The sequence below is a fragment of the Rubrivirga halophila genome (assembly GCF_046845755.1).
In the GTDB taxonomy this organism is placed as follows: Bacteria; Bacteroidota; Rhodothermia; order Rhodothermales; family Rubricoccaceae; genus Rubrivirga.
This window is the reverse complement of record NZ_CP177357.1, coordinates 3199763-3220968: the sequence shown is the minus strand read 5'-3', so window position 1 is coordinate 3220968 and position 21206 is coordinate 3199763. Positions and strand designations below refer to the sequence as shown.

Genomic DNA, 21206 nt, shown 5'->3' with positions numbered 1-21206 from the left:
GCCTAGTTAAAGCCGACGCCCGAGACGGCCGGCCGCTCGTCGCGGTTGGCGATCTCCCAGGCCGTCCCGAAGACGAGCCGCCCGATCCGGGCCATCCGGTCGTAGTCGATCTTGTCCGCGCTGTCGCCGACGCCGTGGTAGTCCTCGTGGGTGCCCGTGAAGTAGAAGATGAACGGCACGTCGTACTTGCCGAAGTTCCAGTGGTCGGAGCGGCGGAAAAACTGGTTCGGGTCGTCGGGGCTGTTGAACCGGTCCGAGAGGAAGAGGTCTTGCCCGGTCGTCTCGTTGACGGCCGCGTTCCAGTCGTGGATGTCTTGGGAGATGAGGTCGCCGCCGATGATGTAGACGTAGTCGGTGGTGTCGAACCCGCGCTCGGGGTCATAGCGGCCGATCATGTCGATGTTGAGGTTGGCGGCGGTGTCCTCGATGGGCAGGAGCGGCTCGCGGTCGGCGTAGTACTCCGAGCCCAGCAGCCCCTTCTCCTCGCCGGTGACGTGGAGGAAGAGGATCGAGCGGCGCGGGCCATGGCCGTCCGCCTTCGCCTGCTGGAAGGCCTCCGCGATTTCGAGCATCGTCACCGTGCCTGAGCCGTCGTCGTCGGCGCCGTTGTAGATGGCGTCCTCGCCGTCGCCGTCGTCGCCGACGTGGTCGAGGTGGGCGGAGATGACGACGACCTCATTCATAAGGAGAGGGTCGGAGCCCTCGACGAAGGCGGCCACGTTCTCCGTCATCACGGTCTCCGTCGTGTACGTCGCGTCGAGCGCCAGCGTCAGGCCGGTGTCGCCGAGGGGGGGGGCGTCGCCCGCGACGCCGGCGGCCATCATCAAGTCGGCGACGGCCTCGCGGCTGGTCATCAGAATCGTCGGCAGGCCGGCGCCGTCGTCGGCATCGTCGCCCATCGCGGGGAGCGCGAGGCGGCCGGCGCGGAAGGCGCCCGCCACGCGGGGCGCGAGGTCGTCGGCCGTGGGGGCGACCGCCAGCAGGGCGCCGCGGACGCCCGCCGCCTGGAGCGTTCCGAGGGCCGCCCGCATGGCGCCCTGGTCAGCACCGGGGATCAGGACGGCGTAGGCGCCGTCGAGGTCGAGGCCGTCGAGCGCCGACCCGTCGCCGACGAAGACGAGCGGGCCCGGGGCGTCGTCGACGATGGTGCCGAAGGCGGGCGCCAGCGGGGCGCCGTCGAGCGCGTCGGCCGCGAGCGCATAGGTCGCGACCGCCTGCCCGCCCTGGCGGACGGTCACGCCGAGGCCGGTGAGGGTTTTCTGCTCCAGCCCGAACGGCTGGAGGTAGGCGTCGAGGGCGTAGGGGCTGGTGGCGCCGCCGGTGCCCTTGGGCGCGACGCCCATCGTGGCATACTGACCGGCGAGGTAACGGGCGGCAAAGCGCTGGCCCGGCGCGCCGGTCTCGCGACCGGCGAGGTAGTCGTCGGCGTAGACGTAGAGGTGGCCCGCCAACTCGGCCGGGGTGATGGTGGCCTGGTAGCGGCCCACGAGGGCGGCGTCGGCGAGGGCCGTGGGGGTCTGGGCGAAGGCGGGGGCCGCCAGCAGGACGGCGGCGGCGAGGGCGAAGCGCATGTGGGGGGAGGGAGGGAGCGCCGAGAACGTACGGCGGCGGGCTCCGGTGCCTGGGGGGCGGGATGTGGACGGAGCGTGGAGATGGGACGGGTGGTGCGGACGCACTATAGAACGGCCTCGATACGCGGATACCTTGGGTCTCAATGCGCGCCGTCTCTCTTCGGGACAGACGGTCCGTCGCGCTCCCGCACCAATCGGTAGGGACTGCGAAGGGCCCTCTAAATCCCGGTATGGGTTCGACGGCGTGCCGCACTTACCGCCGACGAAGCCTATCTTTGTCGACGCGCAGCCCCTGGGCTACGTATGCTTAGGGTGCTCGCTCCGTAGGTGCGACCCCCCCAGGTGCGACTCAACAACCCCCCACACCTCCTCATCTCCATGACGAGTACGTCTACTCTCCGGGCCGCTCTGCCGCGGCTCATCAACCACCTGGCCGTGTTGGCCCTCCTGCTGGTTGCGGGGGGCGCTTATGCCCAGGGCATCATCTACGTCGACACCGGAGGCAGCGATGCCTACTCCGGCACGTCGCCCAACTTCATCAGCGGCCAGGTCGACGACATGGGCCGTCCGATCGGCCCCGTCCGGACCGTCGACGCCGCCATCGTGCGCGTCAACGAGACGGGCGCGACCGAAGATGTCATCTCGATCGAGGCCAACGGCGCCAGCGGCTCGTACGCCATCCCGACCGGCGGCTTCGACTCCGACGTTGACGACATCACCTTCACGGCTCGCAACTCGGGCACGTTCACGCAGGTCCGGTTCACGGGCGGCGGTACGGCCGTCTTCACGGCCGACGACCTCGCCTTCACGTCGTCCGGCGGCACGTTCCTGTTCGACGACGTCGACTTCGAGGACGGCGACGTCGACCTCGGCACCGGCGTCGTGGCCTTCGTCGACAACGCCAACGTCGAGGTGACCTCGACGGTCGCCACGGGCAACCCGACCTACATCGGCTCGGTCTACCTCCTCTACAACGGGGACGACGACTTCACGACGGGCGCCCTGCTCCCGACCGTGTTCGCCAACGGCAGCACCCTCGAGGTCGCGCTCAACGACGGTGGCGACACCGACCTGACGCTCACCTTCGATAAGGACATCTCGTTCCGCACGGGCGACTTCATCGTCCAGGGCGAGAACAACGTTGAGGGCCAGACGACGGTGCTCGGCGTCACGACGTTCGACCTCGACAACGTGGGCGGCGAGGCCGGCAACGCCGGTGACATCGTCATCGCCGCTGGCACGGCTTCCAGCCCCGCCATCGCTGACTTCTCGGGGACCACCTTCCCGGAGGTCGACTCGATCTTCAACGAGGGCACGCTCAACTTCAGCGGCACCACGCTGCAGGTCCTGGGCGACTTCATCAACCAGGGCACCGTGATCGGCGGCAACATCGACCTCAATGGCTCGATGACCGCGGAGTTCGCGCCGGGCCCCGGCTTCACGATCAACCGCCTCCGCATCGGCAACGGCCCGAACAACGACCCGGACGACATCAACGACCCCAAGGTCGTGACCTTCACCGAGGACGTCATCCTGGCCGGCAACTTCGTCGTGTTCGAGAACGCGACGGCCCAAATCGAAGACCAGGCCGTGACCCTCGAGGGCACCGGCAACACGGTCATCATCGCCGACGGCGGCCGCGTCTCCACCGACGACGACGGCGCGCTGATCTTCGCGGGCGACGCCCAGGAGATCCAGGGCGACGGCATGTTCGGCAACCTCACGGTTGCGACGACCGACACCGGGATCATCGCCTCGGGCGGTGAGCTCGAGTTCGACGGCACCATCACGCTCGCCTCCGGCGGCATCGACATCGTCGCTGGCGACCTCTCGCCGGCGGCCTCGAACACCGACGCGCTCGTCGTGGTCAACTTCGAGGACACCGACGCCACGATCCTGGCGGCCGGCGGCACGTTCAACGCGGCCGACGTCGACTTCGACCTGTCGTACTTCGGCAACAACGTCGCCAACAACCGGACCGCGGCCGACGAGTTCGACACGGACAACCTTCGTGACCTCCTGGTCCGCGCCGAGGGCACCCTCGACGCCTCCGGCCAGGAGGGTGGTGACATCTCGGGCAACGTGACGCTGACGGCGACCACGCCGACGTCCGCGTCCACGACGAACCCGCTGACGAACGGGGCCAACCCGGACCTCATCGTCATCTTCCCGGACGACGCCGGTGCGGGCGACACGACCGAGATCCTCGGCTCGCTCGTCGTCAACAACGACGTCCGCCTCGACATCGTCGACGACTCGGTGCTGTCCCTCGCGGGCGCCGCCAACACCGTCAACGGTGAGATCGAGGGCGACGCGGCCTCCGTGCTGCTCCTGCAGGACGGCGTCACGATCACGAGCACGCCGGCGACCAACGCCTTCGCCACGCTCGACATCAACGTGGAGCTGGACGAGGACGCCAACGTGACGATCGCCAACCCGCGCACCATCGATGGCACCATCGTGAGCGACGGCGACGACTCGCTCCTGACGCTCGGCCTCGGCTCGGACAACGAGTTCTCCGGCACGGCCCTGCTGTACGGCGGGATCCTCAACGCCGGCAACGTGACGGGCGACGTCGCCCTCGACGGTGGCCTCACCCTGACGCGCAGCGTCGAGTTCTTGGGTGACGTCAACGTGGAGGAGACGCTCACGCTCGGCGCGAACGACCTGCTCCTGACCACGCCGGGGATCGCCTTCGACCTCGACGACATCACGGAGGTCGTCGCCACGACGGGCGCCATCGCCTTCTACGGCAACGGCTCCACGTTCGACGGCGACGACGCGTCGGTCCCGAACCTCCGGTTCTCGGACGACCCGCGCACGGCGCCGTCGTTCTTCGGTGACTCCTACCAGCTGGTGGGTGACGCCGGTGTCACGGTGACGAACACGCTCCGCGTGAACGCCTTCGTGGCCACCGACGCCGACGACGACGAGGTCATCACGCTCGTGGACGGCGGCACCTACGTCGTCGACAGCCAGGGTGGCGGCCTCGTCGCCGACGCCGCGTTCTTCGGCTCCGACCCCGGCCTCGTCTTCGCGGGCGACTTCAACCTGTTCGTCGCTGCGGAGATCGATACCTACGGGTCCTACGAGGTTGCCATCGTCAACCTCTTCAACCCGGGCAGCATCCTGACCCTCGGCGCGTACAACTCGGGCTCGTTCCCGGACTACGCGACGATCACGTCCGGTGGCGCTCCGTTGCTGTTCACGTTCAACGTTCAGGACCTGACGGTCCGTCAGGACCCGCTCGCCGGGACCTTTGACGACGACCCGACGGATTCGAACAACCCGACGCTCAACCTCGCGGGCCACGACATCAACGTGTCTGGCGACGTGACGATGACCGGGAGCGAGGACTACGTCAACGTCCAGTTCGACACGTACGGTGGCCCGGTCCTCGGCCGTGGCACGAGCGCCGACCCGATCGCTCAAATCGCCTTCGTCGGCGACAGCGAGTCCATGCTCAACACCCCGGCCGGCGTCACGACGCTGGGTGACGGTGTCGACTACCGGATCGCCAAGTCGCAGGCCGCCTCCATCACCAGCACGACCACGGTGTCCCTCGACGGGCCGCTCGCGGGCCGCGCGGTGACGGGCTCGGTCGACATGCCGGTCTACGAGTACACGCCGATCCTTGACGCCTCGACGGGCGCCATCGACACGACGACGCCGGTGACCCTCAACGGTGGCGCCATCGCGTTCGACGACCAGTTCGACACGACGGCGACCGAGGACAACGACGATGAGACGCTCATCCTTCAGAGCGGCATCTTCGTCGTCGGTACCAAGGACAACCAGCAGAGCGTCTACGTGCGTCTCGACCACGAGAACTCGAGCGCGCTGCAGGGCTTCGGCAACACCGACAACGGCCAGGGCTTCGTGTTCGCCAACGCGAACGGGACGCTCGACCAGAATGACGCCTCGACGGTGCTTCCGAACTCCTACATCGGTGGCAACGTGCGCAAGCGCGTGGCCAACATCGCAGGGCTCGGCACGCCGGGCCGCGTGATCTACCCGACGGGTGAGAAGCCCGACGCGGACGACATGCCGGACTACGGCCCGTTCGTGTTCGACTTCGAGTCGAGCGGTGCTGGCACCCCCTTCGGTGCCCGCCAGGTCAACGTGACGTTCGTCGGCGAGTCGCCGGGCCAGAACGACAGCCTCCCGCTCGCCGACAACGGCGACGGCACCACGATCGAGGGTGTGGCTGACTTCTACTGGCTCGTCTCGACGACCGGCCCGGCCTTCGGCCAGGGCACGACGTTCAACATCGAGGCTCGCTCCGACGACTACGAGATCACCGGCGTGACCGATGACCTCGAGCTCGTCCGCCGCCAGGCGGGTGACGTCGGGACCAACAACTACGTTGGCATCGGCGGCGACGCCTCGGTCTTCCAGATCGACCTCGACGGCGCCGACGAGGGCGACCCGGCCGATGACGCCGTCATCGTTCAGGAGTCCGTCGCCACGACGTTCCTCGGGCCCCAGGGCACCATCATCACCTTCGGCCTCGCGGTTTCCACGCGGCCGGTGGCGACCGATGACGGTGTCACGCCGACGTCCTTCGCGCTCAATGGCAACGTGCCGAACCCGTTCCGTACCCGGACCGCTCTCAGCTTCGACCTCTCCGAGGCCGCTGAGGTGAGCGTCGACGTGTACGACACGATGGGCCGCCGCGTCGCCAGCATCGACAAGGGCGCCATGAGCGCCGGTGCCGATCAGCGCGTCGAGATCGACGGCACGGGCCTCGCCTCGGGCGTCTACGTCTTCCGCCTCACGGTGGAGGGTGCGACCGAGACGATCGTCCGGACCGGTCAGATCACGCTCACCCGCTAAGGCGAGCTGATCACCGACAAGTCCCGAGGGGCCCCGATGCGCAAGCGTCGGGGCCCCTCGACTGTTTGGGCCCTGCCGCGTCCGTGGCGGGGCCCTCCGTCAATTAGGGGTGTTGCACGGGGCGTACCTTCGGGACCGATTCTCCCCCCGACCGATGCGCCCGCTCCTGATCCTCCCGCTTCTGGCCCTCGGGCTTCTGGCCTGCTCCGACAACGCCGACTCCGCCGACGGCGGCGCACGGGGTGAGGGGGCGACGGCGCGACCGACGCCGCTCGAGCGCACGCCGGAGGGCGGCGTGGTGGACCAACGAGCCGAGGCCGTGACCGTGCGCAGCCTGGACGCTGGCGACCGCTGGTGCGTGATCACCTACGAAACCTCCGATGGGGAGATGGGGACTGCGAACGGCTACTCCGGGCTCTGCGAGCAGACCGACAAGCTCGGCCAGGAGGTGCAGCTGGGCCTGACCACGTTCGATGCCCCCGTCGCGTGCGCGGACGGGTCGGAGGACTGTGTGGACGGGCGGATCGAGGTCGTCAACGTGTTCCTCCCGCTGGACGCTCAGTAGAGGCGTCGGCGCTTGTCGAGGTAGGCGCGGAGCGCGTCGGCGTAGGGCCGGGCCGTGTCCAGCGGGACGTAGTCGACGCCGGCCTCGCGGCAGCGCTGGCGGACGTGCTCGACGAAGGCCTCGGCGGCGGCGCGGTAGCCCTCGCGGACCTGGGCCGGCTGGAGCGTCCGCTCCTGGCCCGTCTCGAGGTCGCGGACCAGAATCGGCCGGTCGGCAAAGTCGAACCGGCGCTCGGTCGCGGCGTCGAGCACGTGGAAGACGACGACCTCGTGGCCGCGATGCCGGAGGTGGCGCAGCGCCCGGACGGTGTCGTCGGGGCCCGACTCGAACAGATCGGAGACCACGACGACGAGCGCGCGGCGCGGGATGCGGTCGGCCACCTCGTGCAGGGCGGCGGCGGCGTTCGTGGCCGTGCCCGTGGCATCTCCGGTGGACAGAGCCGCCAGCCGCGCCAGCAGAGCCCGGACGTGGGCCCGCGTGCCCTTGGGCCGGATCAGCGTGTGGACGCCCTCGTCGAAGGCGACGAGGCCCGTCGCGTCGCGCTGCCGCGCCATCAGCACGTGGAGCGCGCCCGCGAGCGTGGCGCCGTACGCCAGCTTGGTCAGCCCGGCCTCGCCGGCGTAGCGCATCGACGCCGACGTGTCGAGCACGACGTAGTGGCGGAGGTTGGTCTCCTCCTCGTACCGCTTGACGACGAGCCGGTCGCTGCGGCCGTAGACCTTCCAGTCGACGTGGCGGAGCGCGTCGCCGGGGTTGTAGGCGCGGTGCTCGGCGAACTCGACGGAGAACCCGTGGTAGGGGCTCTTGTGCAAGCCGGTGATGAAGCCCTCGACGACGGCGCGGGCGCGCAGTTCGAGCGACTCGATCTGGGCGAGCTCGGCGGGCGTGTGGAGCGGATCGGCCATGGGGCAGGGTAACGCCGGGACAAGGGCGTTCGCGCGGGGATCGGAACGGGGAGGACGACAGGGGAGGCCCGGGGCGAGCTCGCCCGCGCCACCCCGCCCCTCAAGAGCGTGGGGGGTGGCCTGCCGACGCCCCGTCCCCCCGCCTCGCGCGGCGGTAGCTTGCGGGCATGCCGCCGACCGACGCCGTCAAGGCCCACCTCATGGACGCCGCCGACGTGGCGCGGACGCTCGACCGTCTGGCGCGGCAGATCGTCGAGGAGCTCGACGACGACGCCTCGGCGGCCGACCGGCTCGCGCTCGTCGGGATGCAGACGCGCGGCGTGCACCTCGCGCGGCGCCTGCGCGACCGGATCGAGGCCATCGAGGGGGTCCGCCTGCCGTTCGGCGTGCTCGACGCGACGTTCTACCGCGACGACGTCGGCATGGGAATGGGCCGCCCGACGCCGCTCGTCCAACCGACCGACATCCCGTTCTCGCTCGACGGCCGCCGCGTCGTGCTCGTCGACGACGTGGTGTACACGGGCCGGACCACGCGCGCGGCGCTCGACGCGCTCGTCGACCTCGGGCGCCCCGCGAGCGTGCGCCTGCTCGCGTTCGTCGACCGCGGCCTGCGCGAGCTGCCCGTCGCCCCCGACTACGTGGGGCGCCACATTCCAACGGCCCCCGGCGAGCTCGTCCGCGTCCGGCTGACGGAGGAGGACGGCGAGGACGGCGTCTGGCTCGTGTCCAAACCCGTTCCGGGCTGAATGCACCCGTGTCCCCGATGACTCCAGGCCTCCCCACCCCCAAGCCCGCCGAGCGCTTGCGACACCGGCACCTGCTGGGGCTGGCGGGCTACGACGCCGACGAGATCCGGCTCGTGCTCCAGACCGCGCGCGCGTTCCGCGACGTGCTGGAGCGGCCCATCAAGCGCGTCCCGAGCCTGCGGGGCGTGACCTGCTGCAACCTCTTTTTTGAGAACTCGACCCGGACGCGGCTGTCGTTCGAGCTCGCCCAGAAGCGGCTCTCGGCGGACGTGACCAACTTCTCCGCCTCGGGGTCGAGCGTGTCGAAGGGCGAGACGCTCAAGGACACGGCCCGCAACATCGAGGCGATGAAGATCGACCTCGCCGTCATCCGCCACCGCTCGGCGGGCGCGGCCCAGTTCCTCACACGCTGCATCGACGGCGTGGTCGTGAACGCGGGCGACGGGCAGCACGAGCACCCCACGCAAGCACTCCTGGACGCCCTCACGGTCTCGGACCTCGCCGTCCCGGGCCGCCCCGGCCTCAAGGGCTTCGACTTCGCGGGCATGAACGTCGCCATCATCGGCGACATCGCGCACAGCCGCGTCGCGCGGTCGAACGTCTACGGGCTGACGGCGCTCGGCGCGCACGTCACGCTGTGCGGCCCGCGCACGATGATGCCGCGCGACATCGAGGAGGCGCTCGACGGCCGCGACGTGTCGGTGACGGACCGGCTCGAGGAGGCGCTCGACGGGTGCGACGTGGCGATGGCGCTGCGCATCCAACTCGAGCGCCAGTCCGACTCGATCGGGCTGACGCCGTCGCTGCGCGAGTACCACGCGATGTACGGCCTGCGCCCGGAGCACCTCGACGCGAACCCGGACCTGTGGGTGATGCACCCCGGGCCGGTGAACCGCGGCGTCGAGATGGCCGGCGAGGTGGTCGACTCGGACCGCTCGGTCATTCTGAATCAGGTCACGAACGGGGTCGCCGTGCGGATGGCCGTGCTGTACCTGCTGGCGGGCGCGGACACGATGACGGACGCCGAGGCGGGCTCGTGACGAACCCGATCCCTGGTCGCCGGCGTGCTGCTCGGCAGACCCCCCTTCCGCGTGGCGCATCGATCCGGCCGGTCGCCAGTCCCGGGACATCTCGGGTCGCGGGAGGGGGTACCACGCGGACTGTCCCCCTTGGCAAGGGGGACAGCTTGGCCGCGCAACGCCGACCGCGTCGGATGGCGAGCCGCTGGCGCGGTCAAGCGGGGGGTCTGCCGAGCACAGCGACACGCCCTCGCATGCATGCACACGGCCTCCTCGTCTTGCTGGCGCTGCTCGCCGGCGGGGCGTGCGCGCAGGCGCCGACACCTGAGACCCCGAAGGACGAGCCCGTCGTGGCGCGGACGATCGCGCTGACCGTCGACGACCTGCCCGTCGGGCGGCGGCACGCGCTGGCCCACGACCAGCGGGTGACCCGGGGCCTGCTGGCGCAGATCGCGCAAGCCGACGTCCCGGCCATCGGGTTCGTCAACGAGGGCAAGCTGGACGTGGCGGGCGAGCGGGACGCGCGCGAGGCCATGCTCCAGGCCTGGGTCGACGCGGGCCACGACCTGGGCAACCACACCTACGATCACCCGTCGCTGTTCAACACCCCGCTGGCCGAGTTCAAGGACGAGGTCCGGCGCGGGAACGTGGTGACGAACCGGCTGCTGGCGGCGCGGGGCGACTCGGTCCGCTACTTCCGGCACCCGTTTCTGAATGTCGGCCCGGATCTGGAGACGAAGCGGGCGTTCGAGGCGTGGCTGGCGGCCGAGGGGCTGACGGTCGCGCCGGTCACGCACGACAACGCGGAGTACGTCTACGCGCTTGCCTACGACCGCGCCCAGGACGCGGGCGACGACGCGCTCGCGGCCCGCGTCGCCGATGCCTACCTCGCCTACATGGACACGACGGCGGCCTACTTCGAGGTGCTCGGCCGGGAGCTATTCGGCCGCGAGCTGGCGCACGTGCTCCTTCTCCACGCGAACGCCCTCAACGCCGACCATCTCGGGCGGCTCGTGGCCGTCTTCCGCCAGCGCGGCTACACCTTCGTCACCCTCGACGAGGCGCTCCGAGACCCCGTCTACGCCTCCGACGACACGTACACCGGCCGCGCCGGGATGTCGTGGCTCCAGCGGTGGGCGATCACGCGCGGCGTCCCCCTCACCTCCGAGCCTCACCCCGACGACTGGGTGGAGGCAATTGCGTACCCGAACCGATGACCGACCGCATGACCGTGGGCTGGCAAGAGTGGCTGGCCTTTCCCGAGCTGAACCTGCCCGCCGTCCGCGCCAAGATCGACACCGGCGCGCGGACGTCGGCGCTCCACGCGCGCGAGATCCGGACCGAGGTGCGCGACGGCGAGACGATCGCCGTGTTCGTCGCCAACCCCTTGTTCCGCGGCCACCAGCTGGCGGTCGCGTGCGAGGGCGTCGTCGTCGACGAGCGCGAGGTCACGTCGTCGAGCGGGCACACCGAGCTGCGCGTCGTCATCGAGGCCATGCTGCGGCTGGGGCTGGCGACCGACGCGCCCGAGTGGCCCGTCGAGCTGTCGCTGACCGACCGCGACGGGATGCGCTTTCCGATGCTGCTCGGCCGCGAGGCCATGTCCGGCCGCGTGCTCGTCGACTCGGGCGGGTCGTACCTGTTGGGCCGCCCCGACCACCCCGGCGCGTTTTACGAATAGAGGGGGCCGTGCGAGGAGGCGGTTTGAGAATAGACGGGGACGGGGGAGAATGCGCGGGAGGCGGCGGTACTCTGAGCCCCCGTCCCGTCCTCGATTCCCCCGCCCGAATGCGCCTCGCGATCCTTTCCCGCAACCCCTCGCTGTACTCCACCCGGCGGCTCGTCGAGGCGGGCGAGGCGCGGGGCCACGAGGTCCAAATCCTCGACACGCTCCGGTGCACGGCGCACCTGACGGCGAACGGGCCCGAGGTCCACTACCACGGCGAGCGGCTCGACCCGCCGGACGCGATCATCCCGCGCGTCGGCGCCTCGATCACGTTCTACGGGCTCTCCATCGTGCGCCAGTTCGAGTCCATGGGCGTGTGGTCGCTCAACAGCGCGATGGGCATCACGCGCTCGCGCGACAAGTTGCGGGCCCACCAGTTCCTGGCCAAGAAGGGTATCGCGCTGCCACGCACGGCGTTCGCCCACCAGGCCGACGACGCGGCCGACCTGATCAAGTCCGTCGGCGGCCCGCCGGTCATCGTCAAGCTGCTCGAGGGGACGCAGGGCGTGGGCGTGGTGCTGTGCGAGACGAAGAAGGCGGCCGAGAGCGTCATCCAGGCGTTCCGCGGGATGAAGGCCTACCTGCTGGTGCAGGAGTTTATCAAGGAGGCCGGCGGCGCGGACGTACGGCTGTTCGTGGTCGGCGACCGCGTCGTCGCCGGGATGAAGCGGCAGGGCGCTGAGGGCGAGTTCCGCTCGAACCTCCACCGGGGCGGCAGCGCCCGGCAGATCAAGATCACGCCGGCGGAGCGCAAGACGGCCGTGCTGGCGTGCAAGTCGCTCGGCCTCAGGGTCGGCGGGGTCGACGTGCTCCAGTCGGAGCGCGGGCCGCTCGTGCTGGAGGTCAACTCGTCGCCGGGCCTGGAGGGGATCGAGAAGGCGACGGAGAAAGACGTGGCCGGGACCATCATCACGTTCATCGAGAAGAGCCTGGCGGCGCGGAAGGGAGAGTAGAGGAAGGGAGGAGATGAGGAGGGGAAGCGGCGCGCTGAGCAGCCCGTGCGGCAAACCCGATCCTCTTCTCCTTGTCCCTCTTCTCTTCCATTCCTGACCCTACCCCAGCGCGGGCGAGGGCGCGTGGGAGCGGCGCGGGGCGATCCGGCGGCGGAGCCGCAGCGCCGGGCGTTCGATGACCCAGTAGAACCCGGCGCCGACGACGGCGACGGCCGCCAGCCCCGACGCCAGCGCGAGCGGCAAGGGGAGCCCGCCGAGCGGCGTCCGCGTGACGGCGTCGAAGACGGTCGCGTGCGTCATGTAGACGCTGTACGAGACGAGCGCCGTCCACCGGACGGCGGCGCTGGAGGCGAACGGCAAGGCCTTCCGGTCCGCCACGGCGACCAGCACAGCGACGAACGCGAGGTCGACCCCGGCGTACGCGTACCGGTTGAGGATGTCGACGGGCAGCCAGGGGATCGTCGCCACGAACGCGAGCCCGGGCAGCGCCAGCAGCGTCCCGGCGCGGCGGAGCGCGGGCCACAGGTCGGCGCGGCGGTGGTAGACGTAGGCCGCCGCGACGCCGAGGGCGAGCCCTTCGAGCCGCATGTGCGTGGCCGTGTACTGCAGCCCCCACGGGTCGGCCCCGTCGGCCACGGTGAGCACGCGGGCCAGCAGCGACCCGAGGGCCGCCGCGCCGAGCGCGAGCGGGACGCCGCCGCGGAACCGGCGCGAGACGCCGAGCACGAGCGGGAGCGCGAGGTAGAAGTGCTCCTCGACGCACAACGACCAGCTGACGCCCCAGTAGGGCAGGCCGGTGTAGTTCTGGGCAAAGGCGAGGTACCGCCAGTCGAACGGCTCGGCGTTCGTCGTGGCGACGGCCCGGACGCCATAGATGACGACGAGGGCCACGAGGTACGGCGGGATCGTCCGGAGCCAGCGCCGCGCCCAGAACCGGCCGGTCTGGACCGACCCGAAGTCGGTCAGCTCGCGCCAGTAGAGCCCGCCGACGAGCCAGCCCGAGAGCACGAAGAACAGGTCGACGCCGACCCAGCCGGACTGCAGCACGTGGTCGCCCCAGGGGCCGGCGTCGATCAGCCCTTCGCCGACGGCGTTGACCAGCACGACGGGCACAATCGCGAGCGCGCGGAGCAGGTCGAGGTTGGCGACGCGGCGGGTCCGGGGTGGCCCCGTTTCTAGCGTCGGGACACCGGCGGCGTGTCCGTCCCCTCCCGCCTCGGTGCCGAGCCGGACCCACTCGGGCAGGCGCGGCGAGGGCGGGCGAGGGCGGGTGGGTGCGTCTGCGTTCATGGGCATGGAGGGGCTGCCCAGAGAGATTGCCCGGACCGTGCCGTGTCGAGAGAACGTGTCACCCCGGGCGCCAGCGGAACGGCTCTGTGACATTTGGGGCGAGGTGTTTCATTCCCGTCCCGGAATCGGTCTCAGGTTGCCGGGGCCGGCGCGAGCGGCTATCCTCGCACACCCGTCCGAGTCCGCTCATGCGAATCGCCTGCCCGTCGTGCGCCTGGGAGCCGACCGCCGACGCGCGGTGGTCGTGCACGTGCGGCCACGCGTGGAACACCTTCGAGACGGGCGGCCAGTGCCCGGCGTGCGGGCGCCTCTGGCGCGAGACGCAGTGCCTGGCGTGCGCGCAGTGGGCCAAGCACCACGACTGGTACCACGGCCTGCCGTCGGTCGAGGTGCTCCTCGGAGAGGCGGAGGTGGAGGGCTAGGCGATGGGCCCGGCGGCGCCTAGCTCGCGTGCGCCGTCGGCCACAGCGACTGCCGGCGGGCGCCGACGCCGAGGCCCGCGAGCACCGCCAGCGCGGCGGCGCCGACGGCCGCCAGCAGGGCGCCCTCGACGCCCGAGCCGATGGCCGCGAACGCCCATCCCAGCACGAGCGCCGCCGCCAAGTCGGCCGTCCGCGACAGCCACCACGCGCCGACGGCGCCGACGGCCACGATCACCACGATCGGCCACACGATGGCGTCGGCGGTCCACCCCAGGCTGCGGAGCCAGACGGTCAGGTTGAGCGGGGTCGCGACGGCGAGCCACGCCAGCCACAGCGCCGTCGGGACGCCCAGCGCCCAGCGCTCGGCGCCGCGCAGCGCCAGCCGATCGAGACGGACGTACAGGGCCACGAGCGAGGCCAGGATGCCGACGATGACGAGCGCCGCGAGCCCGAACCGGCCCGTCAGCCACGGGATCTGCCACAGCCCGTTGAGCACGTTCGCCAGCACGAACGGCCCGGCCACGCGGTCGATCCGGGCGCCGCGCTGGGCCGGGAGCGCCTGCCAGACGGCGAACACGGCGACGCCGACGAAGATGACCGACCAGATGCCGAACGCCCACCCGGGCGGCGTGATCGGCGTGTCGTTGACGTCGGAGACGGCGCCGGTCTGGACCCCGAACAGCAGCCCGGCGCCGGCCAGCCCGTTGAGGACGAGGTTGAGGGCGGCGGCGACGACGACGACGAGCTGGCGGAGGCGGCCGTGCATGGGGCGGCAGAGGAGGGGACGCTCGGAACGCGACGCCGCGCGCGGGGCTCCGCGGACCCTGCCGGCGCCGGGCCCCGTACCCCGGCGGTCTCCCCACCCCGCCATGCTCGGACTCGACGCCTTGACCCCCAACGACCGCGACCGGGTCCGCGCCGACCTGCGGATCGCGCTGACGGCGGGCGTCGTGGCGACCGTGCTGATGGGCGCCATCGTGGTCCTGCTCGGGAACGTGACCGACAGCGAAGCGCGGCTGCTGATCGAGGCGGCGCTCCCGACGGTCCGGACGTTCGCCTCGACGGCGATGGTCGTCAGCGCCTCGACGCTGGCGCTGATGCTGACGATCCTGGGCCTGACCTCGAACACGGACTCCGACATCCGGGGCGGGCACTACGAGCGGATCCGCCAGATCGCCCTCGCGGACGTGGTCGTGTTCACGATGGCGACGCTGCTGCTCGTCGTGCTCATCATCCCGCTCGGCGAGGCGACGGGCATCGCGCACCGGTGGTACAGCGCCATCTTCTACGCGACGACCCTGCTCTCGGCCGTGATCGGCGGGCTGGCCGTCGGGGTGATGCTCCTGATCTACGCGGCCGTCCGCGACCTGACGATGACGTTCGGGCCCGGCGACGAGAACCCGCTGCTAGAGGACGAGGAGACGGCGGCCGGCTAGGACAGGATCAGGTCGCGTTCGGGCTTCCGCCGCCTGGCCCACCGGAAGAGAAGAGAAGAGGGCGAGAGGAGAAGAGGCTATGCCCGGAGGGCCTCCGTTCCTCTTCTCGTCCACTCCTCTTCTCGCATCAGGCCGCGCTGAGGCCGCCGTCGACGACCAACGTCTGGCCGGTGACGTAGGCGGCGGCGTCGGAGCACAGGTAGGCCACGGCGGCGGCGATCTCGTCGGGCTGGCCGAGGCGCCCGGCGGGGATGCGGCGCGCGAGGTCGGCAGGCGCCTGGTCCATCGCGTCCAAGCCCCCCGTGAGCATCGGCGTCTCGGTAAAGCCGGGGCAGACGGCGTTGACGCGGACGCCGGTCCGGGCCGTTTCCAGCGCCGTCGTCCGCGTCAGCCCCACGACGGCGTGTTTGGCCGCCGAGTACGCCGCGTGGAGCGGGAAGCCCTTGACCCCGGCCACGCTGGCGATGGTCACGATCGACCCACGGCCGGCTGCCAGCAGGTGCGGGAGCGCGTGGCGGATCCCATAAAACACGCCGTGGACGTTGACCTCGAACACCCTGCGCCAATCATCCGCGGAGACCGCGTGGACGGGCCGGACGGGCCCCTCAATGCCCGCGTTGTTGACCAACACGTCGAGCCGCCCGAACGTCTCCGTGGCCGTGTGGACCGCCGCGGCCACCTCGTCCTCGACGGCCACGTCGCACGGCGCGAACCGGGCGACGGCGCCGAGGTCTTCGAGCTGGCGGACGGTCGCGAGCGCGCCGGCCTCGTCGCAGTCGGCGACGACGATGGCGTGCGCGGGGCGGCCAGGGGCGGGTGCGGCGAGCGCGAGGGCGACCGCGCGGCCGATCCCGCTGGCGGCGCCGGTGACGAGAGCGACGGGGGTGTCCATGCGTGGGGCGGGAGGGGGCGGGACAGGGTACGCGCCGTCCTTTGCTTAGTCGAACGCCTGGGCGACAAGCGTTTCGGCCTCGTCGTAGGCGTCGGCGGCGGCGGTCAGCTTGCCGAAGGCGCTCTCGAGCGAGCCGCCCCCGCCGGCCGCCGAGATCTCCTCGGGCGAGCCGGTCTGCAGAATCCGCCCGTCGCGGACCACGACGACCAGGTCAGCCACCTTCTCGACGGCGTCGAGCAGGTGCGACGAGTAGAACACGGACCGGCCCTTCAGCGCGAGCGTCCGGAGGAGGGCGCGCGTCTGGAGCACGGCATGCGCGTCGAGCCCGCCGAGCGGCTCGTCGAGCAGGAGCACGGCGGGATCGTGCAGAAGCGCGGCCGAGATCAGGACCTTCTGTTTCATGCCCTTCGAAAACCCCGTCATCGAGCGGTCGCCGTCGTCGGCGAGCCCCCAGAAGGCGAGGTGCGCGGCGGCGCGGGCGCGGATCGTTGCCTCGTCCAGGCGGTGCATCCGGCCGATGAAGGTGAGGTACTCGTCCGGGGTGAAGCTCTCGTAGACGTGGCCATGCTCGGGGACGTACCCGAACCGCCGCTTGGCCGCCAGCGGGTCCGCCACCACGTCGACGCCACCGACGATCACGCGCCCGGTGTCGGGCGGGAGCGCGCCGGTGAGCAGCCGCATCGTGGTCGTCTTGCCCGCCCCGTTCGGCCCGACGTACCCCGCCACGGACCCGGCCTCGACCTCGAACGTGACCCCGTGCAGGATGGGCGTGCCGTCGATGGCGACGTGGACGTCCTGGACAGAGATCATCGGAAGAGGGAAGGAGGGGTCGAGGTGAGGAGGGATGGGCAGAGAGAGGGCCCGGATGCCTCCATCCCGCACCCTCGGTATCCCTCTCAGCCAGGAGGCCACTGCAGGCCGCGCCCGCCGAGCAGGTGGACGTGGAGGTGGAAGACGGTCTGGCCCGCGCCCGCGCCGTTGTTGACGACGAGTCGGTAGTCGCTGAGCCCCTCGGCGTCGGCCACCTGGCGGGCGACCGTAAAGAGGTGCCCGACGAGCGCCTCGTCCTCGGGCTCGATGGCGTCGGCGCGCGGGATCGGCTTGCGCGGGACGACCAGGATGTGGACGGGCGCCTGGGGCGCGATGTCGCGGAACGCGATCGCCCGCTCGTCTTGGTAGACGAGGTCGGCCGGGATGTCGCCGTCGGCGATCTTCTGGAACAGCGTTTTGTCGTCGGCCACGGGTGGCAGGTCGGCGGTGCGGGCGCGCAAGCTACGCGGGGTCGGGCCGGACCGCCGCCAGCCGGTCGCGCGTAGCCGGGGCCCCGCCTGCCGCCCGATGCGTCCCTACGTCCTCGCCGATCTCCCCTGGTCCACCGTCCGCGACGCGTCGTACGACGTGGCGGTCCTGCCCTGGGGCGCGACCGAGCCCCACAACCTCCACCTCCCGTACGCGACGGACACCATCCAGGCGGCGGCCGTCGCCGCCGAGGCCGTGCGGCGGGCGTGGGCGCGGGGCGCGCGTGCGCTCGTCCTGCCGGCGATCCCGTTCGGGGCGAACGCGATGCAGCTCGGGCTGGGGCCCGTCATCGACCTGAGCCCGACGACGCAAGCGGCCGTCTTGGGCGACGTGGTCCGGAGCCTGGAGGCGGCGGGCGTGCCTCGTCTGGTGCTCCTCAACGGGCACGGCGGCAACGACTTCAAGCCGATGGTCCGCGAGCTCCAGGGCCGGACCGACCTGTTTCTGGCGACCCTCGACTGGTGGCGCGCGGCCCCGGCCGACGACCACTTCGACGCCCCGGGCGACCACGCCGGCGAGCTGGAGACGAGCGCGATGCTCCACCTCCGGCCCGACCTGGTGCGTCCGCTGGGGGAGGCGGGCGACGGGGCCGAGCGGCCGTTCCGGGTCGCCGCGCTCCGCGAGGGCTGGGCCTGGGCCCCCCGCGACTGGCGCCGGATGACGGCCGACACCGGCGTCGGCGACCCCCGCGCGGCGACGGCCGCCAAGGGTGCGGCCTTCGTCGACGCCGTCGCCGAGCGCGTCGCGTCGTTCCTGGTCGAGCTCGCGGCGATGGATCCGGCGGATCCGTACCGCTAGTCGCGCTCGCGGTAGACGAACTCCATCAGCACCTCGAAGGACTTCTCCATCTGGGCGTACTCCGCCGCGCACCGGCGCGCGCGGTCGAGCGGGAGGCCGTATTCGTCGGTCCGCTCGTTGCCGTCCTCGTCGAAGACGAGCCAGGCGTACTTGTCGACGTCCGAGCCGAGCACCCAGCACTGGACGTTGTACAGGCGCTGCGGGCCGAGCGAGTGCTCGTCGGCCAGCATCGGGCGCCCGCCGCTGCCGCCCTCGCGCCCGCCGCCGAGCCGGTACAGGTAGTCGACGCCGTGGAGTGCCGCGAGCGCGCCGCGGTCGCCCTGGCGCAAGAGCGCGAGCGTGGCGAACTGGTCGGCCACGTCCTCCTCGCGCCCGGTGATCGGGATCTCGAGCTGGTCCGTCAGCGCGTGGCCGACCTCGTGGAGCATCACGAAGTCGTAGGCCCCGTCGACCACGCCTGCCAGCTGGTCCTGGGGGTAGGCCTGCCCGAGCCGCCCCACGATGTCGGCCATGAGCTCGTAGCAGAACGTGATGTCGCCGGGCGTCGGTCGGTAGTAGGCGTTGATGTACGGGAAGTCGGCGCCAGGCTCGGTGCACTCCGAGAACCGGATCGGGATGTTCTTCGGGACGGGATACTCGGCGCCCAGGCGCTCCGAGATCCGCTCGAGGTGGCGGCCGTCGCGGACGAGCGTGCGGTACGCGTCGTAGTTGGCCGTCGTCTCGTACGAGAGCGGGGCCCACTTGCCCGCGAACCGCGCGGTCTCCGCGCCGCGCCGCGCCGGGCCCTCGGCCGTCGGTGGCGGTGCCTCGGCCCGCTCCACCAGGACGGTGTACGCGCCCGTCTCGCCGCCCGAGAGCGAGTTGGCCTGGACGGCGTACAGGCCGGACGCCCCGACCGTGAACCGGACGCGTGCGTCGCGCCCGCCGCCGCTGTCGTTGTCGCGCCCGACGACCGCCAGCTCCGACCCCTCGATGGTGCCGATCGACAGGTACGCGTCGAGGTCGGTCGACCGCATGGTCACGGTGACGGCGTCGCCCGGCGTCCCCTCGAAGACGTAGAGGTCGGCGAACGAGTCGTCGTCCAGGACCGTGTCGCCGGGCTCCAGCCGGCCCGAGGTGACCCGGCCCAGCTCCAGCGTCGCGTAACCCGCCTCCTCCGCCTCTTGCTGGGCGACGGCGCCGGGCCGCCCGATGGAGACGGTGTACGCGCCCGTCGCGCCGGCGGCGTACGAGTTGGCCACGACGACGTACGTCCCGCTCGCGTCGAGCGTCGCCCGGATCCGCGAGCTCGTGCCCTCGCCGCCGTCGTCGTCCTGCGCCACCAGCTCAAGCTCGTCGCCGACGATCCGCTGGAAGAGCATGTACGGGTCGAAGTCGCTCGACGTCAGGGTGATCACGACGTCCTCGCCCGCCGAGCCGGTGTACGTGTAAAAGTCGAAGTGCGTGCCGTCGTCGAGCGTCGGGTCGCTGGCGTCGAGGCGGCCGGAGACGGAGCGGCCGAGCGCGAGCGCCGTCACACCGGGGAGCGCGGGGGCGGCGCCGGAGAGCGAGCGCGCCGTCAGCAGGTACGGGCCCGTGTCGCCGGCGGCGTACGAGTTGGCGAGCACGACGTAGCGGCCGTCGGCGCCGGTCGTGACGCGCAGCCGGGCGTCGGTCCCGCCCGCGCCGTCGTCGTCGGTCGTCTCGGCGCTCCGCGCGGCCGCCAGCGTCGGCCCGCCCAGCAGGTACACGTCGAAGGCCTGCGACGCGAGCACGAACTCGACGCTCTCGTTGGGCGACCCCTCGTAGACGTAGGCGTCGGCGTACGAGTCGTCGCCGAGCCGGTCGTCGCCGGCCGCCAGCGCCCCGCTCAGGCTCTGCCCGGCGCGGATCGGCGTGGCGCCCGCCACCGGGCCGGACGGCCCCGGTGTTGGGCCCGAGACCGCCTCAGCCGACAGCGTGAACGGCCCCGTCTGGCTCTCGGTCAGCGAGTTGACGCGGATGCCGTACGTCCCATTCCCATCGAGCGTGGCGACCATCTGCGCGTCCGTCCCGCCCCCGCTGTCGTCGTCGGACGCGTCGGGCTGGACGGCCCCTCCGACGACCGGCCCGCCCTGGAGGTAGGCGTCGAAGGCCGTCGACCGCATCGTCACGGCAACCTGCTGGCCCGGCGCGCCGGAGATCGCGAAGTCCTGGTAGTGCGATCCGTCGTCGAGCGTTGCGTCGGTCGTGTTGAGCCGCCCCGTCACGGTGTCGCCGACCCGCAGGACGGGCAGGCCGCCCTGGGCGACCGCTGGGCCCCGCCCACCGCCGAGCGACTCGGCGAAGATGGTGTACCGCCCGGTCGCCCCCGCGCTCAGCGAGTTGGCCTGGATGGCCGCCTGCCCCGTCGCCCCGATCTCGATCGTCAACTGGGCGTCCGTGCCGCCCGCCCCGTCGTCGTCGGTGACGGTGTCCTCGATGCCCTCGCGGCCCAGCGCCCCGCCGATGAGGTAGGCGTCGAAGTCGTCCGAGCGCAGCGTCAGCACGAGGGTTTCGCCCGGCGACCCGTCGTAGCGGTACAGGTCGTAGTGCGAGCCGTCGTCGAGCGTGGGGTCGGACGGCGTCAGCGTGCCGGTCAGCGTCTCGCCGGACCGGATCAGCCGGGCGCCGGCCCCGAACGACTGGGCCGCGAGCGGGGCGGACACGAGGGCGACGGCGGCGAGCAGCAGGAGTCGATGCATCGGGACGGGGGAGAGCCTCGTCGGGATGCTACGGCGCCGCGCCCGG

Annotated in this window: 18 protein-coding genes; 10 read left to right on the top strand and 8 right to left on the bottom strand. The window is 71.6% G+C overall.

Annotated features, from left to right (window positions below):
- Positions 1 to 2: 2 nt before the first annotated feature.
- The gene (locus ACLIRP_RS14130; protein WP_412061107.1) at positions 3 to 1571 is read right to left on the bottom strand and encodes a M28 family peptidase; all 1569 of its coding nucleotides are present in this window, start codon (positions 1569 to 1571) and stop codon (positions 3 to 5) included.
- A 378-nt stretch (positions 1572 to 1949) separates the two neighbouring features.
- On the opposite strand from ACLIRP_RS14130, the gene ACLIRP_RS14125 reads away from it, so the two are divergent.
- Both ACLIRP_RS14125 and ACLIRP_RS14120 read left to right on the top strand, forming a co-directional pair.
- Complete coding sequence (locus tag ACLIRP_RS14125) at positions 1950 to 6407, top strand: T9SS type A sorting domain-containing protein (RefSeq protein ID WP_412061106.1); 4458 nt, start codon at positions 1950 to 1952, stop codon at positions 6405 to 6407.
- A gap of 154 nt (positions 6408 to 6561) precedes the next feature.
- Complete coding sequence (locus tag ACLIRP_RS14120; protein WP_412061105.1) at positions 6562 to 6972, top strand: hypothetical protein; 411 nt, start codon at positions 6562 to 6564, stop codon at positions 6970 to 6972.
- Here the strand turns inward: ACLIRP_RS14120 and ACLIRP_RS14115 are convergent.
- The gene (locus ACLIRP_RS14115) at positions 6966 to 7877 is read right to left on the bottom strand and encodes a DUF58 domain-containing protein (protein ID WP_412061104.1); all 912 of its coding nucleotides are present in this window, start codon (positions 7875 to 7877) and stop codon (positions 6966 to 6968) included. The two genes, ACLIRP_RS14120 and ACLIRP_RS14115, sit on opposite strands and share 7 nt — an antisense overlap.
- 167 nt (positions 7878 to 8044) lie before the next feature.
- Between ACLIRP_RS14115 and pyrR the strand changes: the two genes are divergently transcribed.
- From pyrR to rimK, 5 genes are all read left to right on the top strand, one after another.
- Positions 8045 to 8623: a bifunctional pyr operon transcriptional regulator/uracil phosphoribosyltransferase PyrR gene (gene pyrR / locus ACLIRP_RS14110; protein ID WP_412061103.1), complete on the top strand. Its 579-nt coding sequence runs from the start codon at positions 8045 to 8047 to the stop codon at positions 8621 to 8623.
- A 17-nt stretch (positions 8624 to 8640) separates the two neighbouring features.
- Positions 8641 to 9663, top strand: coding sequence for an aspartate carbamoyltransferase catalytic subunit (locus tag ACLIRP_RS14105; protein ID WP_412061102.1), 1023 nt, complete (start codon positions 8641 to 8643; stop codon positions 9661 to 9663).
- 233 nt (positions 9664 to 9896) lie between these two features.
- A complete protein-coding gene (locus ACLIRP_RS14100) occupies positions 9897 to 10859 on the top strand; it encodes a polysaccharide deacetylase family protein (RefSeq protein ID WP_412061101.1) in 963 nt (320 codons plus the stop codon).
- Complete coding sequence (locus ACLIRP_RS14095; RefSeq protein ID WP_412061100.1) at positions 10856 to 11323, top strand: ATP-dependent zinc protease; 468 nt, start codon at positions 10856 to 10858, stop codon at positions 11321 to 11323. The genes ACLIRP_RS14100 and ACLIRP_RS14095 overlap by 4 nt, the downstream gene beginning before the upstream one ends.
- Before the next feature lie 107 nt (positions 11324 to 11430).
- Complete coding sequence (gene rimK / locus ACLIRP_RS14090) at positions 11431 to 12321, top strand: 30S ribosomal protein S6--L-glutamate ligase (RefSeq protein WP_412061099.1); 891 nt, start codon at positions 11431 to 11433, stop codon at positions 12319 to 12321.
- A 99-nt stretch (positions 12322 to 12420) separates the two neighbouring features.
- On the opposite strand, the gene ACLIRP_RS14085 is transcribed toward rimK, so the two are convergent.
- Positions 12421 to 13611, bottom strand: coding sequence for an acyltransferase family protein (locus tag ACLIRP_RS14085; RefSeq protein ID WP_412061098.1), 1191 nt, complete (start codon positions 13609 to 13611; stop codon positions 12421 to 12423).
- Between the two features lie 188 nt (positions 13612 to 13799).
- Here ACLIRP_RS14085 and ACLIRP_RS14080 point away from each other — a divergent pair, with 188 nt between their 5' ends.
- Entirely contained in the window at positions 13800 to 14033 is a 234-nt protein-coding gene (locus ACLIRP_RS14080) for a hypothetical protein (protein ID WP_412061097.1), read from the top strand.
- Positions 14034 to 14052: 19 nt separating this feature from the next.
- Here the strand turns inward: ACLIRP_RS14080 and ACLIRP_RS14075 are convergent, their stop codons facing one another.
- Positions 14053 to 14799 carry a tryptophan-rich sensory protein gene (locus tag ACLIRP_RS14075; protein WP_412061096.1) on the bottom strand — a complete coding sequence of 249 codons (747 nt, stop codon included), beginning with the start codon at positions 14797 to 14799 and terminating at the stop codon, positions 14053 to 14055.
- Positions 14800 to 14902: 103 nt separating this feature from the next.
- Between ACLIRP_RS14075 and ACLIRP_RS14070 the strand changes: the two genes are divergently transcribed.
- Entirely contained in the window at positions 14903 to 15469 is a 567-nt protein-coding gene (locus ACLIRP_RS14070) for a hypothetical protein (protein ID WP_412061095.1), read from the top strand.
- A gap of 127 nt (positions 15470 to 15596) precedes the next feature.
- Here ACLIRP_RS14070 and ACLIRP_RS14065 read toward each other — a convergent pair whose 3' ends face one another.
- From ACLIRP_RS14065 to ACLIRP_RS14055, 3 genes are all read right to left on the bottom strand, one after another.
- On the bottom strand, positions 15597 to 16361 hold the full coding sequence (locus ACLIRP_RS14065) for an SDR family NAD(P)-dependent oxidoreductase (protein ID WP_412061094.1): 765 nt from the start codon (positions 16359 to 16361) through the stop codon (positions 15597 to 15599).
- A gap of 45 nt (positions 16362 to 16406) precedes the next feature.
- A complete protein-coding gene (locus ACLIRP_RS14060) occupies positions 16407 to 17171 on the bottom strand; it encodes an ABC transporter ATP-binding protein (protein ID WP_412061093.1) in 765 nt (254 codons plus the stop codon).
- Between the two features lie 86 nt (positions 17172 to 17257).
- Positions 17258 to 17602, bottom strand: coding sequence for a histidine triad nucleotide-binding protein (locus ACLIRP_RS14055; RefSeq protein WP_412061092.1), 345 nt, complete (start codon positions 17600 to 17602; stop codon positions 17258 to 17260).
- Between the two features lie 97 nt (positions 17603 to 17699).
- Between ACLIRP_RS14055 and ACLIRP_RS14050 the strand changes: the two genes are divergently transcribed.
- Complete coding sequence (locus ACLIRP_RS14050) at positions 17700 to 18458, top strand: creatininase family protein (protein WP_412061091.1); 759 nt, start codon at positions 17700 to 17702, stop codon at positions 18456 to 18458.
- Here the strand turns inward: ACLIRP_RS14050 and ACLIRP_RS14045 are convergent.
- Positions 18455 to 21160, bottom strand: a complete 2706-nt coding sequence (locus tag ACLIRP_RS14045; RefSeq protein WP_412061090.1) for a DUF4344 domain-containing metallopeptidase — start codon at positions 21158 to 21160, stop codon at positions 18455 to 18457. The genes ACLIRP_RS14050 and ACLIRP_RS14045 overlap by 4 nt on opposite strands.
- Between the last annotated feature and the right edge of the window lie 46 nt (positions 21161 to 21206).